The organism is Amycolatopsis sp. NPDC041971 (assembly GCF_055588925.1).
In genome coordinates, this window is the sequence record NZ_JBVJCE010000019.1 from 87,600 (window position 1) to 104,024 (window position 16,425).

Sequence of the window (16,425 nt, forward strand, 5' to 3'; positions counted from 1 at the left end):
GGTGACTGCCGAGGGCTCGGACTTCCTGCAGCTGGACATCGGGGACGCCCCGCCGGGGCGCCGGTCGGACTGGCTGGCGTCGCGGTTGCGGCACGCCATCTCCGACGGCCGTCTGCCGGTCGGCAGCAGGCTGCCCGCGACCAGGGCGCTGGCCGCGGACCTGCGGGTCTCTCGTGGCGTGGTCACCGAGGCCTATCAGCGCCTCGTCGAGGACGGCCACGTCGCCGGGCGGGGCCGGGCGGGCACGGTGGTCGTCGCGGCGCCGGCACAGACGAAGGAGCGGACGACGCCCGGGCCGCCGTCCGCGGGCACGATCTTCCAGCCCGCTCCCGGGATCGGCGTCTTCGACTCGTTGCGGTCGACCCCGGCGAGGACCGACCTGTCCCCCGGCGTGCCGGATCTGACGGCCTTCCCGCGAACGGCCTGGTTACGCGCCGAGCGCACCGTGCTCAACGACCTCTCGGCGGCGGCCTTCGGCTACGGCGACCCGCGAGGCGCGCCCGCGTTGCGGCTGGCCATCGCGCACTGGATCGCCCGCACCCGCGGTATCACCGCCGACGCGGACGACGTGCTGATCGTCGCCGGTGTCGCGCAAGGCCTCGGGTTGCTGGCGCAGGTGCTCTGCGACAACGGGATCTCCGAGATCGCCGTCGAGGATCCGAGTTCGCTGGGCGCGCGGCAGCATCTGCACGACCGGCGGCTGGCGACACCGCCGATCCGGGTCGACGACGACGGCATCGACGTCGGCGAGCTCGTGCGCGGTGGCGCGCCCGCCGTACTGCTCACACCCGCGCATCAGTTCCCGACCGGTGTCGTGCTCGGCGGGGAACGCCGTCGCGAGCTCATGCGCTGGGCCGCGGACGGCGGGCTGATCATCGAAGACGACTACGACGCCGAGCACCGCTACGACCGTCCGCCGGTGCCCGCGCTGCGCTCCATGCTCGCCGAACAGGTCTGTTACGCGGGCAGCGTGTCGAAGTGGCTGGCACCCGCGCTCCGGGTGGGCTGGATGCTGGTGCCGCCGCGGTACCGGGACGAGGTGGTCGCGGCCAAACGGTTCGCCGACCTGGGCAACGCCGTCCTCCCGCAGCTGGTGCTCGCGCATCTCATGGAGTCCGGCGAGATGGAGCGGCAACTGCGGTTCGTGCGCAAACGGCACCGCCGCCGGCGGGACGCGATGATCGACGCGCTCCGGACGCATCTCCCGGACGCCGTGGTGCACGGCGCCGCCGCGGGGCTGCACCTGACGATCACCTTCGACGCCGACTTCTCCGATCTCGACCTCGCCGCCGCCGCGCTGGAGCAGGGCGTGAAGGTGCAGCCGCTGTCGTGGCATTGCCAGCGGCCGATGAATCCCGGCCTGGTCCTCGGCTACGGGGCGAGCCCGGCGAGTGACATCGCCGAGGGCATCGCCGTCCTGGGGCGGCTTCGGCGCTAGTCTCCCTCGCGTTTCGTCCTCTGAATGCGGTGGTTCGACGGCGAACGACCGCATTCAGAGGACTAAATGCTGGAGGAAAGCCAGCAGTACGGCCGGGTCTTCGACGTGGGCGTTATGGCCCAGTCCGGGAAGCTCGGCGGAAGCCGGGCTGAGGGCGCGAAGCTGTTCGGGCCGGCTCATCGGATCGTGCTCACCGGCGGCGAGGGCGACCGGGCAGCGCGCCGCGCCGAGTAGGCCGGGCATGTCCGGCGCGCCGACGGCGAACGCGCGAGAGTCCAGGGTCAGCCGCCACCCGCCTTCGGTTTCGACGATGCCGTCGGGGTCCGCTTCGGCCAGCCCGGTCAGGCCGGCGATCTTGAGGAACGCGCGTTCGGCGTCCTCACGGTCCTGGAACACCCTGGGCGGTTTCGCCGCCATGTCGGCGGCCTTGGCGAGGTCTGACTCGCTCCACTCGACCTTGACGCCGATCGCGAGCAGCCCGTCTATCCGGAGCCCGAACCAGCCACTGGCCAGCGCGAGCCCGACCACTCCCCCCAGGGAGTGACCGATCACCAGCAGCGGACCGCGTTCCGGTAGCGAGTCGGCGACCGCTCCGGCGAGGCTTCCGAAAGCATAGTGCGCCAACCGCGGTGAGGCGCCGTGCCCGGGCAGGTCGGGTGCCAGCCAACGGTAGCCGGGCTGCAGCATCAGGCCGTCCCACACCGCGCCCGTCGCGCCGAGGCCGTGCAGCAGCAGGACGGTGGGGCCGTCGGTTCCGGCGGTGCGCATCTTCAGTGTCTCCACAGCTACCGATCTTTCCCCAGTCGGCGGTCCGCGAGCTAGTGTCGAGGCCGTGATCACCGATCCGGACGTGTACACCCGGGGCGTGCCGTACGAGCACCTCGCGTCGCTGCGCCGGGAGTCGCCGGTCACGCGGGTGGACGATTTCTGGGCCGTGCTGCGGCATTCCGACGTCAAGCACGTGCTGAAGAACCCGAAGCTGTTCTCGTCGCACCTGGGCGGGACGCAGATCCGGGACCCGGCGACCGAGCAGGACCTCGGTTACGTCCGGCGGATGATGCTCAACATGGATCCGCCCGAGCACGCCCGGCTGCGCGGCCTGCTCACCAAGGCGTTCACGCCGCGTGCGGTCGGCAGGCTGACCGAGCGGATCCACGGCTGGGCGAGGGAGCTGGTCACCGGGGTCGCCGCCGACGGCCGATGTGACTTCGCCGCCGTCGCCGCCGATCTCCCGCTGCTGACGCTCGCCGAGGTCTTCGGGATCCCCGAACAGGACCGGCGGCTGATGTACGACTGGAGCAATCGCGTGATCGGCTACCAGGACGCCGACTACGCGGTGAGCGCGACCGTCGAGGCGGACGAGGTCACCGATCTCGCGCGGGCGGCGCTCGCCGTCCGGCCGGTTCCGGGGCCGGACGGGTCGATGCCCGATCCGCGCACTCGCGCGGGGATGCCGGATCTCTACACATACGCCACCGCGCTCGGTGAGTACAAACGCCGTAACCCCGGCGACGACGTGATGAGCAACCTGATGGGGCACGTGGGCGGCGACACGGCCGGTGGCCGGGTGTCGATCGCGGAGTTCGAGAACCTGTTCTGGCTGTTTTCCGTGGCAGGCAACGAAACCCTGCGCAACGGCATCCCGGGAGGGATGCTGGCGCTGCTTTCGCATCCGGATCAGTACCGGCGGCTGCTGGCCGACCGGTCACTGCTTCCCGGCGCGGTGGAAGAGATGCTCCGCTGGTGGACGCCGGTCATGCACTTCCGCCGGACCGCGACCGAAGACGTCGTTCTGTCCGACGTGGACATCCAGGCGGGTGACAAGGTCGTCGTCTGGTTCTCCGCCGCGAACCGCGACGAGGCCGTTTTCGAGGATCCGGACCGCTTCGACATCGGCCGCACGCCCAACGATCACCTGACCTTCGGGCACGGCCCGCATTTCTGCCTCGGCGCCCAGCTCGCCAGGGTGCAGCTGCGCGCGATGTTCGAAGCGGTCCTGGACCTGCTCGGCGAAGTCGAACTCGCCGGGGAACCGGTGCGGTTGCGGTCGAACTTCCAGAACGGGCTGAAGTCACTGCCGATCCGCTGGCGGCGCTGAGCCCCTTCCCGCCCCCCCCAAGCGCGGGAAGGGGCCCTCACCCCCTGATCATTCGGCCGCGGCGAACTCCGGCTCGGCGACGGTGGATCGCGCTTCGGCCTTGCGCAGGCCGACGACTCCGGACAGCGCCACCAGGACACTGATCACGGCGATACCGGTGACGACGGTCAGCGCGGGCGCCAAACCGTTCAGCAGCGCGGCCGGGCCGGTGGCGCCATCCGCGTTGCCGGTCAGGACGGCGGTCACCACGGCGAGGCCGATCGCGCCGCCGACCTGGATCGACGTGTTCAGCAACCCGCCGGCGAGCCCCTGCTCGTCGTCGGAGATGCCGTTGGTCGCCTGGATGTTCAGCGAGGAGAACGCCAGCATGAAGCCGATACCCAGCAGGATCATGCTGGGCAGCACCGAACCCGCGTAGCTGGAACTCTCGTCGATCCGCAGGAACAGCGCGTACCCGATGACGTGGGCGACGACACCGGCGAGGATCGTGCGCGGCGTGCCGAGCCGGTCGATCAGCGGCTCGATCCTGGGCGAACCGAAGGCCACGATCAGCGCGGCGGGCAGGAACCCGAGCGCGGTCTGCAACGCGGACCAGCCCAGCACGTTCTGCAGGTACAGCATGACCACGAACTGGAAACCGATGTAGGCGCCGAAGAACGTCGCGCCGCCGAGGTTGGCGCGGGCCAGCGGGCCGGAACGCAGGATGCCCAGGCGGAGCAGCGGGTGCTTGCTGCGCTTCTCGATGAACACGAACGTGACGAGCAGGGCGAGCGCGAGCGCGAACGAGATCAGGGTCCGCGGGGCGGCCCAGCCGATCTCCGGCGCCTCGACCACGGCGAAGACCAGCAGGAGCGAACCGGCGGCACCGGTGATCGCGCCCGGGAAGTCATAGCCGCCACCGGTCTGTGGCTGGTAGGACGGGATCAGCTTGATCGCGGCGACGAACGCGGCGAGCGCGATCGGCACCGGCAGCAGGAACGTCCAGCGCCAGCCCACCTCGGTGAGCAGACCGGAAAAGACGAGGCCCGCGGAGTAACCGCTGGCACCGAACACGGCGAAGATGCTGATCGCCCGGTTGCGGGCGGGGCCTTCGTGGAAGGTCGTGGTGATGATGGACAGGGCCGCCGGCGCGGTGAACGCTGCCGCGAGGCCCTTGATGAAGCGGGTGGCGATCAGCAGCGCGCCGTCGTCGACGAGGCCGCCGAGCAGGGAGGCGAGCGCGAAGACCGCGACGGCGATGAGGAAGACCCGGCGCCTGCCGAGCAGGTCGGCGGTGCGCCCGCCGAGGAGCAGCAGGCCGCCGTAGCCGAGCACGTAGGCGCTGATGATCCATTGCAGGGCACCGGTGGAAAGGCCGAGTTCGGCCTGGATGGACGGGAGGGCGACGGCGACCATCGACACGTCGAGCGCGTCGAGGCCCACGACGACGGACACAGTGAGCAGGACACCCCAGAGGCGCGCGTCCCACCTTGTCGAGCTGGTGGACAGCTGCACGGAAGAACTCATGATCCGTACAGTACATGCACGCGCATCTAATGCAAGTGCATTAAATGACTTTGCATAAAATTCACGTGCATGCTATCTTGGGCCGCGTGAGCGACGACGCCGAACAAGACCTGCTGCGGGAATGGCACGACCTGTCCGCCCGGCACGCGGCGGTCTTCGGGCGCCTCGAGTGCCGGCTCCAAGAGCGCCACGGCCTCGGCGTCACCGAGTTCGAAGCCCTCGAACGGCTGGTGAACTGCGTCGTCGGCAAATGCCGCGCGGCCGACCTGACCGAGGTCGTCCACCTGAGCCAGAGCGCCACCTCACGTCTCGTCGCCCGCCTCGAACGCGAGGGGCTCGTCCAGCGCTCGCTCTGCGAGTCGGACCGGCGCGGGATCTTCGTCATCGTGACCGACGAAGGCCGCCGTCGCTACGAAGAGGCGAAGCCCACGCATCGGGCGACCCTCGAAGAGACGCTCACCGTCGGGGCGTGAAGCCCGGCGGTCTCACTTCTCGCCGATTTTGACGGCGGTCAGGGTGATCACCGCGTCGGCGGCCACCTTCGTCCCCGGCGCCGGATCCTGTCCGGTCTGGACCCAGTTCCGGTCCAGCGCGAGCATCCGGCCTTTCCCTGTTCCGTCGACTTCGCGCAGGTTGTACAGGCCCGCCGCCTGCATCGCGTCCTGCGCGTCCTGATGGTTCATCCCCGAAACATCGGGGACGACGATCAGACGAGCGGCGGAGGACGCGGGTCCGCTGGTCTCCGCCGGTCGCTGAACACTCACGGACGTCTCGGTCACCGTCGACGGCGCCCCCGGCCGCGTACCCGGGGTACCGCAAGCGGTCAGCACGGCGACACCGGCGACGAGGATCAGCGCGACGGTCTTTCGCATTCCCGGACTCCACTCTGAGACAGTGAGACCGAGAGGAGTCGCGCCCGGACCGCGGACCGTTAACACCCGGCCGGGTCAACTTCGGGCGAGTTGCTCGCATCACCGGAACCAGCTCCTCGACCCATTGCCCCGGCGAACCACCGACCCAGCGGCCCTCGTCGTCACGCGGCGACCACTTGGCGGTGCCGGAGTAAAGAATATTTGACATGGTGTCTAGAACTCTTTACCTTGGCTCTCGTGGCCTTGGAAGAGAAACGCGCATGGATCATGGCGGTGGTGACGGTCTTCGCCTACGTGGCGTACCTGATCGTCGTCTTCGGCCGGGCAAGCTCCGGCCCGGTCGTCGATGTCCCTTACGTGGCACCGTTGCTGTGGACCGTCGGGGCGGCCATCGTGGCCTCGATCGTGCTGCACGTCGCCGCGGCGATCGCCGCACCACGTGACGCCGGCCGCAAGGACCAGCGCGACCGCGAGATCGGCCGGTTCGGTGAGCACATCGGACAGTCGTTCGTCGTGATCGGCGGTGTCGCGGCACTCGCCATGGCGATGGCGGAGCTGGACCACTTCTGGATCGCCAACACCGTGTACCTCGCCTTCGTCCTGTCCGCCCTGCTCGGCTCGATCGCGAAGATCGCCGCCTACCGCCGGGGATTCCAAGCATGGTGAAGCCGACCAAGGTCACGAACTCCATCCGCGCCCTGCGGTTCGCGAAGGGTGAGATGACCCAAGCGGAACTCGCGGACCGGATCGACGTCACCCGCCAGACGGTGATCGCCATCGAACAGGGCCGCTACTCGCCGTCCTTGGAGATGGCTTTCCGGATCGCCCGGGTGTTCGGCGTCGGGCTCGACGACGTTTTCCAGTACCCAGACCAGGAATGAGGCCCCCGTGAAGGCGATCGCCCAAAACGAGTACGGCACCACCGACGTCCTGACACTGACCGACCTGCCCGAACCCGAAGCCGGACCGGACGGCGTGGTCGTGCGAATCCGGGCGGCGGCGGTCGACCCCGGAGTCTGGCACCTCATGGAGGGCACGCCGTACCTGGTGCGGCTCATGGGGTTCGGGGTACGGAGACCGAAGGCGCGGGTTCGCGGGCTGGATTTCGCCGGTGTGGTGCATGCCGTCGGTGCCAACGTGACGCGATTCCGGCTCGGCGACGAGGTTTTCGGTACCTGCGAAGGTTCTTTCGCCGAATACGCACTGACCACAGTGGACAGACTCGCCAAAAAGCCCGATCGGCTGAGCTTCGAAGAAGCGGCCTCGGTCCCCATCTCCGCTTTCACCGCGCTTCAAGCGCTCCGGAACCGAGGGCAGGTCGCACCGCGGCAAAAGGTCCTGGTGATCGGCGCGGGTGGCGGCGTGGGCACCTTCGCGGTGCAGATCGCCAAAGCGTTCGGCGCCGAGGTGGACGGCGTATGCGGCACCGGCAAGGTGGAGCTCGTCCGCTCGCTCGGCGCGGCCCGGGTTTTCGATTACACCCGTGAGGATTTCGGCGGCGGCTACGACCTCATCCTCGACACCGCGGGCAACCGCTCGCTGACGTCGCTGCGCGAATCTCTTACCCCGCAAGGCACTCTCGTCATCGTCGGCGGCGAAGGCAAGGGGCGATGGATCGGCCCGGTGGGTCGCAACCTGCGGGCACTGCTGCTCGGGCCGTTCGTGAAGCAGAAGCTCCGCGGCCTGTTCTCCGCGGAGAACCAGGACGATCTCCAGACGCTGCGGGCGCTCATCGAGGCGGAAAAACTGACGCCGGTCATCGACCGTTCCTTCTCGCTGGTCGAGGTACCCGAAGCCATCCGTTACGTGCGTGAAGGGCACGCCCGCGGCAAGATCGTCATCACCATCTGATGTTCTCCCCCACGTCGGCCTCCGGCCATCTTGAGAGTGTTCGCTCTCGGGGAGCGATCCGCTGAAGACCGAGGGAGAACACCGATGTCCGTCAACCGCCGGGACCTGTTGCGAGGCGCCGCCACCGCCGGTGCGCTGGGGCTGGCCTGGCCGTTGAGTTCGCGGATGACGGTCGCGCAGGCCGAGGAGGCCGCGGTGGCGCTGGGCGCGACCTGGGACGAAGCGCCGTTCACGCTCGGTGTCGCGTCCGGTGACCCGGTGCCGTACGGCGTCGCCCTCTGGACCAGGCTCGCGCCGAAGCCGATGGAGTTCGAGCAGCCGCTCGACGACACCGTCGAGGTCGCCTGGGAGGTCGCCACCGACCGCGGGTTCCGCCGCCGCGTGGCGCGCGGGACGACGGCCGCGACCGCCGGGCTCGGGCACAGCGTGCACGTCCCGGTTTCCGGACTGGAACCGGGCTCGCAGTACTACTACCGCTTCCACGCGCTCGGCAAGGTCAGCCGGGTCGGCCGCACCCGTACCGCGCCGGTCGGGCCGGTCCGGCGGGTGCGGTTCGCCTCGGCGAACTGCCAGGCGTTCCACGACGGGTTCTACGCGGCGCACGCCGGGATCGCCAGGGAGGAGCTCGATTTCGTCGTCCACCTCGGCGACTACGTCTACGAGCACGGCCAGGTCGGCGGCAATCCGCTGCGCGACCACGAAGGCCCCGAGGTGCTGACGCTGCCGGCGTACCGGCGGCGCCACGCGCTCTACAAGTCCGACCCGTCGCTGCGGGACGCCCACGCGGCCCATCCCTGGTTCATCACCTGGGACGATCATGAGGTCGTCAACGACTACAGCGGTACCACCCCGTCGTTGCGGGCGCGGCGCTCGGCGGCGTACCAGGCCTGGTTCGAGCACATGCCGGTACGCCCCGACCATCCGTCGACGCCGAGGATCCACCGGCAGCGCCGCTGGGGCGACCTGCTCGATCTGTCCATTTTGGACCTCAGGCAGTACCGGTCGGCACAGAACCTGTCCGACGGCACGATCCTCGGCGCGGACCAGAAGGCGTGGCTCAAGGATCAGGTGACCGGCGCGGGTGAGGCGTGGCACTGCTGGGTGAACTCGATCATGCTGAGCCAGCTGGCGAAACCCGGCGGCGGCTACATGTTCACAGACCAATGGGACGGCTTCCTCGCCGAACGCAAGGAGGTGCTGACCCATGTGGCCAAGAGCGGCCTCGAAGACCTCGTGGTGATCACCGGCGATTGGCATTCGGCGTTCGTCGACGACATCCGCCCGGATTTCGCGGATCCGGCCACCCCGGTGATCGGCACGGAGTTCACCGCGCATTCGGTCACTTCCGGCGCCTACTCTCCCGAATGGAACGCCACGAACGGGCCGAAGATGGGCGCGGCGAACCCGCACCTCAAGTACTTCGAGGGTAACCGGTATGGCTACGACGTCTATGAGGTCACCCCGCGCCGCTGGAGCACCCACATGCGCGTGATCGGCGACCGGCGCGACCCGCGTTCACCGGTGAGCACCCTGACGACGTTCCACGTCGACCGCGGCAGGCCGGGGTCCTATGAGGACCGGGCCACGATCACCTCCCCGGCGCAGTACCGGCGACGCTAGGCCAAAGGGGAGGTGGGGACTCAGAAGGGGTGCGGCGACGCTCTTCAGGAGCGGCGCGGTTCATCGCACGCGATCTCCGTTTCCCCCGCCCGATGAATTCACGACAATTCTTCAGCGCGGCCGATTTGGGCTTTCCATTGGGAACGAGGCGCGGGAGAAAGCATGAAGAACAATCGCGACTTTGGTCGTGACCGCCTTTTCGACGGCCGGATTCCCGGCCGCCGCGCGACTGCACCGGCGATCACTATGGAATCCTCTTCGGCGAAGATATTTCCACGACTTGCGTGGTCGCCCAGTGTGCGTCGCGATCGTCCTATCGGTACACCGTCGGACATGGGGTTCCGATCGATTTGGGGCCGTCGACGCACGTAGGCGACTTCTATGATCCGAAGGGAACGATGATCTTGACGGCGCCTTTCAGCGCCCGCTCCCTGCCGGTCCCCATCGGTCCACTTCCGCCGTGAGCCACCGATGCAGGGACAAGGCGAGTTCGACCGGCGCGTCGTACTGGATCAGATGCCCCGCATCGGGGATGACGTCCAGGAGGGCGCCGGGAATCGCGTCGGCGAGCCGCTCCGCCCGGTCCACCGGGATCCAGGTGTCGTCCGCGCCCCAGATCACCTTCACCGGCAACGCGAGTTCCGGATAGCGGTCTTGGATCTCGTCGGTGTACCGGACGTCCGCCTCGGCGATCTGCCGGTAGAAGGCGCGTTGCCCCTCCGCGTCCAGCCACGGCTCGGTCAGGGTGGCCAGTTGCGCGCCGGTGAGACCACGATGGGAGGCCGTCGCGATGTAGGACTCCAGTGCGCCCCGGTGCACGGCCGGGGGCTGCGCCTGGAAGACCTCGGCGTTCTCCGCGACGAGCCGGAAGAATTCCGAACCCCATGGCCGCAGCGCGACGACGTCCACCAGGGCGAGCGAGGCGTACTCGGCACCGTGCAGCAGGTTCGCGCGCAGGGAAACCGCGCCGCCGTAGTCATGGGCGATCACGTGCGGAGCCGTCAGCCCCCAATACCCGAGCAGGTCGGCGAAAAGCTCGCCCTGCGTCCCGAGGTCGACGGCGTGGCCGGGTTCCTTCGACGAACGGCCGTACCCCGGCATGTCCCAGACGTACACGGCGAACTCTTCGCTGAGCGCTCGTGCGAAAGGCGCCCACAGTCGCGCCGACCACGGTGTTCCGTGGCACAGCACCACCGGGGCGCCTTCGCCGAGGCGTTCCCACGCCACCGAACGGCCACGCCAGTCGAACGTCCGCGACAACTCCAGCTCGCCGAAACCCATGGTCGCGATCGTAGTCGCGGCCGGGCGGTCAGTCGGGCAGTTGCAGCTCCGCGTGCCGTTTGGACAGCATCTCCGCCAATTCCCGGAGTTTGACGTTCATGTTCTGTGACGTGTGCCGCAGCACCTCGAACGCCTCCGCGGCGTCGATCCCGCGCCGCGCCATCAGGATGCCCTTGGCCTGCCCGATCGCGTCCCTGCTGTCCAGCGCCTGCTGGAGCTGTTCCTCCTGGAGCTGCCCGCGCGTGACCGCGTGCGTGGTCGCCAAGGCGAGTGACGCGTGCGTCGCCAGGAGTAACAGCACGTCGCGGTCGGCCCTGGCGATGCCGTGCGGACGCCGCGAGTAGACGTTCAGCGCGCCGGAAAGCTGCGAACTCGACGCTTCCGGCAGCAGGGCCGTCGAGACCAGCGAATGGAAACCGAGCGCCGCGGCGGCCGGGCCGAAGCGCGGCCAACGAGCGTCCTCCGCGAGGTTGTCGCTGAACGCCGCCGCCGGTCCCGAGATCCGCGCCGCCTCGACGCAAGCGCCCTCACCGTACTGGTACTGCAACTGGTCCAGCTCGCCGGCGATCTCGTCGGTCCGCACCGGCGTGTGGAACCCGCCGTCGGGATCGAGGAGGGTGACGCTGACCAGATCCGCGCCCGGCACCAGGTCGCGCGTCGCGAAAACCACCCGCTCGAGGACCGCCCCGATCGAACCGGAATCCAGCAACGCCCTGGTCAGGGCTACGAACTGGGTGACCAGTGGCCCGGCGACGAGCCGGACGCCTTTCTCAGAGGTCACCGGCAGTTCGCCGTCGCCGACATCCTCGACGAATCGGTTCTTGTCCTGCTGCCAGTCGAATTCATCAGCCAAAGCCCGCCTCTCCCACTTCTGCACATCGGCGTGATGCACCACGGGAGTCACCGGCAGGAACCGGCGCCGAGCGCGCACCATCAACCGCCGCAACCAACCCGGTTACCGGCGGATCGGCGCTAACTTCTCAACGCTCAGAACCGCTTTCGGAAAACGACCTTAGCCGAATGCGCTCACCCCGCCTACCGCGACCCACGTTCGGCCTGTCCCGGATCGCTTCCTCCGGTCCAGACGGCCCCGAATCGTTCGCCCACCTGGCGTAATCTTCAGCACTCCTCGACGAGACGGCCGATCGCGTGCCGACTCATGTTTCATCCCGGGTTTTGGTTGGTAACCAGGCGGGTGTCGCCAAGAACCGGGGGTGATCACCGTGTCCTCCGTCCACGCCGAGGAGCAACGACGGATCATTGCGGCGTGCTTCGCTCGAAGCGGGCTCACCGTGGAGCAACTGTGGCTGAGGTACTTCGCCCTGGGCGGCGACGTCAGCGAAGTCGAACTGGACGCGTTCCTGCAGGGCGTGCTGCCTTTGCCCAGAATCCAGCGGGACATGGTGACCCACGCGGTCAACGAACGACTCGATGAACTCCCCGGCGTACGACGGGCGCCTTACAGCCGCGAGACCGGTGAGAGCACTCGTCCTCGCGGTACTTTGGCCGCCCTGCTGGAACTCCTGGACGGCGCCCACCATGCCGCCCCGGAGCGGTTGCCCGAGGTCATCGCCGCCTCGGGCCGTGCGCTGGACCTCGAGATCGCCGTCTACCTCGCCGATTACGACCAGCGTCACCTCGTCCCACTGCCCGGGCCGGTACGCGGACGGCGACCGTTGCCCATCGAGACGGGCACCGCCGGTCAGGCCTATCGGCACGTCGAGACCCTGCTGACCGAGGAGCCGGAAGGACCGCGGTTGTGGACCGTGCTGCTCGACGGCGACGAGCGCATGGGCGTGCTCGAGATCGAGGCCGGTGCGGACGCCGACCTCCACGACCCCGCCCTGCGAACCCAGTGCGAATGGCTCGCGTCCCTGGCAGGCCATCTCGTCGCCGCCGCGATGCGTTACGGCGACGCCCTCGACATGAGGCGGCGTGGACGACGACGTGGCCCCACCGCGGAACTGCTCTGGCAGAACCTGCCCCCGTTGACGGCGGCGACGCGCGACGTGATGCTGGCGGGCGGTGTCGAGCCCGCCTACGACCTTCGTGGTGTCACCTTCGACTACGCCCTTTCCGCAACGACGGCGTGGCTGGCCATCTTCGACGCCGGCCGGGACAGCCCGTCCGCGGGTCTCGTGGTCTCGACGGCGCTCGCGGCCTACCGGTCCGCCCGCCGCGAGGGCCAGGACCTGCGCGGCCAGGAGATCGCTGTCGACAAAGCGCTCTCGACACAGTTCGGTGACGGCCCCGCCGTCCGCGGCACGCTGGCCGAAGTGGACCTCGCCCAGGGCGACCTGCGCCATCTGGAAGCGGGCGGGCCGCCCCCGCTCGTGCTCGGCACCGAGCACGAGCCGGCCTCGTCGAATGACGTGTCCACAGTGGACAGTGCGCCGCGGTCGCCGTTCGGCGCCGGACCACCCGGCCGGATCATGACCACCCGGCTCCGGCCCGGAGACCTCCTCTTCCTGCACACCGAAGGCCTCTCGGGAGCGCGTGCCGCCGACGGCGAACGGTTCGGGTTCGCCGAATGCCTGAACGCCAATGCGGAGCAGCTACCGCCCGAGACCGCCCGGCGCGTGCTCCAGGCGGCGAAGTCCCACTGCCGCGGCGCTTTCACCGGAGACGCCGGTCTGCTGATCGCTCACTGGCCCGGCAGGCCGTGACGCGATTCAGCCGATGAAGTCCACGTCTTCGGTCTTGACCGTCCCTCCCTTCCTGCCCGGCGCGGCCTGATACCGCCAGTACAGATTCGTATGGGCGATGACCTGCTCCGGCGCGGGCGCTCCCCACGTGGTTTTGTCCACGGTGGTGTGCGCGTCACCCACCAGCGTCGCGTCGTATCCGCGGACCATGGCGCCGTGCAGTGTCGAGCGGATGCAGGCGTCGGTCTCCGCCCCGACGACCACGAGCCGCCCGACCCCGCGTTCGGCCAGGACCCGCTCCAGATCGGTGCCCTCGAACGAGTCCCCATAGGCCTTCTCGACGAGCGGCTCAGCGTCCTCCCGGCTCAGCTCGCCGACGATGCGCCATTCTTCGCTGCCGCGCACGAGTTCCTCGTCGGCATGCTGAACCCACACGACCGGGACGCCTTCCCGTCGTGCCCTGCCGACGAGTCCGCCGATGTTCGCGACCACCGCGTCGCGCTCGTGGCCCTCGTCGACGACGCCGTTCTGGACATCGACTACGAGGAGCGCGGTGTTCGGCCGGTTGTCGAGAGTGGTCATGACGTGGTGTCCCTCCTGGTCAGGCTGCTGCGGCAGACCTTAACCCGGAGCACCGACAAGAACCGGCGATCAAGCGCCGGGGACGGCCAGCGCCTTCGCGTTGCGCCGGACGTCGGACCACGCCCCGTCACGGCACAATCCGCAGGAGGGGCCGAAGAACTCCGCGCGGGCGCGTTCGTCACCGGAAAGCCAGAACCGGAACCACGCCGTGATCGCGCCGCGGAAACCGCCGCCGTTGCCGACAGGCGTGAAGTGGCCCGCCCCGCCGAGTTCGCCGTAGAGCGCGGGCACCTGGTCCGCGGCGCGATATCGCGGGATCACCAGCAGCCCAGGAACGACGATGGTGTCGAACTCGCCGCCGAGGAAGAACGAAGGCCCCTTCAGCGCCGTGGCGGAACCCTGCGGCCCCGGCTCGATCGGGATCGTGGTGGTGACGCGGGCGTCGGCACCGGCGACGATCGCCCCGCCACCGCCCTGGGAGTGGCCGGTGGCGCCGATGTGCGCGGTATCGATCTTGCCTTGGAAGCGGCTGCCGGGGCGGGAGTTCTCGGCGATCAAGGTCGTAGCTCCGGCGAGCATCTCCTGACCGGACCCGGCGTTCGGTGTGTCGGCCGCCGCGACCACGAAACCGTGAGAGGCCAGATGCCGCAGAAGGCCGTCGTAGCTCTTCGGGTTCGCGCCGGTCCCGTTACCCCAGAGGATCACCGGATGCTTCTCCAGCCGCGAAGGCCGGTACACGGTGTGAGTGCTGTCAAGTGCTTCGACGGTCACCGCGAAGGGACCGGGTTTGCTCCACTGATCCGCGATCCCGGTCGGCGCGGCAGGCGCCGCCGTCGCGGCGGGCGCGAGACCCATCGTCGCGAGCGCCACCATCCCGGCGACCAGTGTCCGTGCGCGAAGTTTCCCCATCATGGGTCACCGTCCTGTTCCGTCGGGGGCCCGTTGCCCGCGACGTTCCCTTCCCAGGGTGTCGGTCCGGTCACCGCAGGTCCATGGGGCCGATCACAAGATCGGGCGAACGGATCTTGTGATCGGCCCCAAACCGGGTCCGGTTCTTCACCCAGAGGTACGGTCGCGAAGAGGGGGCCATCGCTACGCCCGTGCCGCGGCCCTCGCCGAACCCATAGTCGAGATGTGTCGCGAAAGCCACTTTCGCGACACCTGACGTCCCGAAAGTGGCTTTCGCGACACCGTCACCCCACGGCCGCGAGCCCCCCCGACCCGACACCTCTGCGTCACCCCTCAATAGGACGACTTGTCACTCACGACCCCCGCAGCCGGGACGCTGCTCGAACCGTCCACTGTGGTCTTCACCCGAACGTGGAAAGCCCGTCCAGCAACCTGTCGACGTCCTCGGCGCTGGTGTAGGGCGCCGGCCCGACCCGGAGCGCCGGATCCTGCAGTTTCAAGGCGGCGAAGACTTCGTAGGCATAGAAGGAGCCCGCGGGGGCGACGATCTTCCTTTCGGCGAGATGCCGTTGTGCCTCCCGCTCGCGGCCGCCGAGGCTCATCAGGACCGTCGGGGTCCGGTCGGCCGCCTTCCCATGCACGGTGACGGCGTCGCCCAGTCCCTTTTCCAGTCTGGCGCGCAGCGTGCTTTCGTGCTCGTGCAACGAGTCCATCGAGTTCGCCAGGCGCTCCCGCCGTGCTCCGCCCGCTCCGGGGTCGAGCGCGGCGAGGAAGTCCACCGCCGCCGTCGCGCCCGCGAGCAGCTCGTAGGGCAGCGTGCCGAATTCGAACCGTTCCGGCACGGTGCCGGGTGACGGCATGAGCTTGTCCGGCTCGACGGTTTCCAGGAGGGCGGGAGACGCGCCGAGCACCCCGCAGTGCGGGCCGAGGAATTTGTACGGCGAGCAGACGAAGAAGTCCGCTCCCAGCGCGGGAACGTCCACGTGTTCGTGGGCGGCGTAGTGCACGCCGTCCACGAACACCAGCGCCCCGGCGTCGTGGGCCAGCTCGGCGATCCGGCGGATCGGCGGCTTGGTGCCGAGGACGTTCGAGGCCGCCGTGACCGCGACCAGCCTCGTCCTCTCGGTGAGGACGAGGGAATCGAGATCGAGTTCGGTGGTTTCCGGATCGATGTCGAGCCAGCGGACGGTCATCCCGATACGTTCGGCGGCCTGCACCCAGGGCCGGACATTGGCGTCGTGATCGAGACGGCTGACGACGATCTCGTCACCTTCACGCCAGTCCTTGGCCAGGTGCCGGGAAAAGTCGTACGTCAGCTGGGTGGCGCTGCGGCCGTGGACGACACCCTCGGCAGGGACGTTCAAGAAGTCGGCGTAGGCGGCGCGGAAGTCCGAAACGACTCGCTCCGCGTTGCGTTCGGACGGGCTGACCGTGCCCCGGTTCGACAGTGGAGAGGTCAATGTCCCGGCGATGGCGTCGGCGACGGGCCGGGGTGTCTGGGTACCCGCGGGTCCGTCGAAGAAGGCGGTTCCCTCGGCGAGGGATGGGAAGTGAAGCCGGAGGGCGGCGACGTCGATGGCCATGCCCCCGACTCTGGCATCCGGTGCGGGACCGGGTAAACGC

The 16,425-nt window shown here is 69.0% G+C and carries 16 protein-coding genes; 8 read left to right on the forward strand and 8 right to left on the reverse strand.

The window, feature by feature from the left end; translation table 11 throughout:
* Nucleotide 1 precedes the first annotated feature (1 nt).
* A complete protein-coding gene (pdxR, locus tag ACZ6DT_RS31620) occupies nt 2-1,438 on the forward strand; it encodes a MocR-like pyridoxine biosynthesis transcription factor PdxR (protein ID WP_465602194.1) in 1,437 nt (478 codons plus the stop codon).
* A gap of 54 nt (nt 1,439-1,492) precedes the next feature.
* Here the strand turns inward: pdxR and ACZ6DT_RS31625 are convergent, their stop codons facing one another.
* Entirely contained in the window at nt 1,493-2,221 is a 729-nt protein-coding gene (locus ACZ6DT_RS31625; protein WP_465602195.1) for an alpha/beta fold hydrolase, read from the reverse strand.
* A 49-nt stretch (nt 2,222-2,270) separates the two neighbouring features.
* On the opposite strand from ACZ6DT_RS31625, the gene ACZ6DT_RS31630 reads away from it, so the two are divergent.
* The gene (locus tag ACZ6DT_RS31630) at nt 2,271-3,536 is read left to right on the forward strand and encodes a cytochrome P450 (RefSeq protein WP_465602197.1); all 1,266 of its coding nucleotides are present in this window, start codon (nt 2,271-2,273) and stop codon (nt 3,534-3,536) included.
* A gap of 48 nt (nt 3,537-3,584) precedes the next feature.
* On the opposite strand, the gene ACZ6DT_RS31635 is transcribed toward ACZ6DT_RS31630, so the two are convergent.
* A complete protein-coding gene (locus ACZ6DT_RS31635) occupies nt 3,585-5,042 on the reverse strand; it encodes an MFS transporter (RefSeq protein WP_465602198.1) in 1,458 nt (485 codons plus the stop codon).
* An 86-nt stretch (nt 5,043-5,128) separates the two neighbouring features.
* On the opposite strand from ACZ6DT_RS31635, the gene ACZ6DT_RS31640 reads away from it, so the two are divergent.
* Complete coding sequence (locus ACZ6DT_RS31640; protein WP_125786470.1) at nt 5,129-5,515, forward strand: MarR family winged helix-turn-helix transcriptional regulator; 387 nt, start codon at nt 5,129-5,131, stop codon at nt 5,513-5,515.
* A 12-nt stretch (nt 5,516-5,527) separates the two neighbouring features.
* Here ACZ6DT_RS31640 and ACZ6DT_RS31645 read toward each other — a convergent pair whose 3' ends face one another.
* Complete coding sequence (locus ACZ6DT_RS31645) at nt 5,528-5,914, reverse strand: PASTA domain-containing protein (RefSeq protein ID WP_465602199.1); 387 nt, start codon at nt 5,912-5,914, stop codon at nt 5,528-5,530.
* Between the two features lie 237 nt (nt 5,915-6,151).
* Between ACZ6DT_RS31645 and ACZ6DT_RS31650 the strand changes: the two genes are divergently transcribed.
* The 4 genes from ACZ6DT_RS31650 (at nt 6,152) to ACZ6DT_RS31665 (ending at nt 9,385) form a co-directional block, all read left to right on the forward strand.
* Complete coding sequence (locus ACZ6DT_RS31650) at nt 6,152-6,580, forward strand: hypothetical protein (RefSeq protein WP_465602201.1); 429 nt, start codon at nt 6,152-6,154, stop codon at nt 6,578-6,580.
* Nucleotides 6,574-6,795 carry a helix-turn-helix transcriptional regulator gene (locus tag ACZ6DT_RS31655; protein ID WP_125673158.1) on the forward strand — a complete coding sequence of 74 codons (222 nt, stop codon included), beginning with the start codon at nt 6,574-6,576 and terminating at the stop codon, nt 6,793-6,795. The genes ACZ6DT_RS31650 and ACZ6DT_RS31655 overlap by 7 nt, the downstream gene beginning before the upstream one ends.
* A gap of 7 nt (nt 6,796-6,802) precedes the next feature.
* Complete coding sequence (locus tag ACZ6DT_RS31660; RefSeq protein ID WP_465602202.1) at nt 6,803-7,765, forward strand: NAD(P)-dependent alcohol dehydrogenase; 963 nt, start codon at nt 6,803-6,805, stop codon at nt 7,763-7,765.
* An 84-nt stretch (nt 7,766-7,849) separates the two neighbouring features.
* The gene (locus ACZ6DT_RS31665; RefSeq protein WP_465602204.1) at nt 7,850-9,385 is read left to right on the forward strand and encodes an alkaline phosphatase D family protein; all 1,536 of its coding nucleotides are present in this window, start codon (nt 7,850-7,852) and stop codon (nt 9,383-9,385) included.
* Nucleotides 9,386-9,802: 417 nt separating this feature from the next.
* Here ACZ6DT_RS31665 and ACZ6DT_RS31670 read toward each other — a convergent pair whose 3' ends face one another.
* Together ACZ6DT_RS31670 and ACZ6DT_RS31675 are read right to left on the reverse strand one after the other, a co-directional pair.
* Nucleotides 9,803-10,666, reverse strand: coding sequence for an alpha/beta fold hydrolase (locus ACZ6DT_RS31670; RefSeq protein ID WP_465602206.1), 864 nt, complete (start codon nt 10,664-10,666; stop codon nt 9,803-9,805).
* Nucleotides 10,667-10,694: 28 nt separating this feature from the next.
* On the reverse strand, nt 10,695-11,519 hold the full coding sequence (locus ACZ6DT_RS31675; RefSeq protein WP_465602208.1) for a GAF and ANTAR domain-containing protein: 825 nt from the start codon (nt 11,517-11,519) through the stop codon (nt 10,695-10,697).
* A gap of 361 nt (nt 11,520-11,880) precedes the next feature.
* On the opposite strand from ACZ6DT_RS31675, the gene ACZ6DT_RS31680 reads away from it, so the two are divergent.
* Entirely contained in the window at nt 11,881-13,332 is a 1,452-nt protein-coding gene (locus ACZ6DT_RS31680) for a PP2C family protein-serine/threonine phosphatase (RefSeq protein ID WP_465602210.1), read from the forward strand.
* A gap of 6 nt (nt 13,333-13,338) precedes the next feature.
* Here the strand turns inward: ACZ6DT_RS31680 and ACZ6DT_RS31685 are convergent, their stop codons facing one another.
* From ACZ6DT_RS31685 to ACZ6DT_RS31695, 3 genes are all read right to left on the reverse strand, one after another.
* Nucleotides 13,339-13,893, reverse strand: a complete 555-nt coding sequence (locus tag ACZ6DT_RS31685) for a cysteine hydrolase family protein (protein WP_465602212.1) — start codon at nt 13,891-13,893, stop codon at nt 13,339-13,341.
* A 69-nt stretch (nt 13,894-13,962) separates the two neighbouring features.
* Nucleotides 13,963-14,805 carry a poly(ethylene terephthalate) hydrolase family protein gene (locus ACZ6DT_RS31690; RefSeq protein WP_465602213.1) on the reverse strand — a complete coding sequence of 281 codons (843 nt, stop codon included), beginning with the start codon at nt 14,803-14,805 and terminating at the stop codon, nt 13,963-13,965.
* Nucleotides 14,806-15,203: 398 nt separating this feature from the next.
* Nucleotides 15,204-16,385, reverse strand: coding sequence for a cysteine desulfurase-like protein (locus ACZ6DT_RS31695; RefSeq protein ID WP_465602214.1), 1,182 nt, complete (start codon nt 16,383-16,385; stop codon nt 15,204-15,206).
* Between the last annotated feature and the right edge of the window lie 40 nt (nt 16,386-16,425).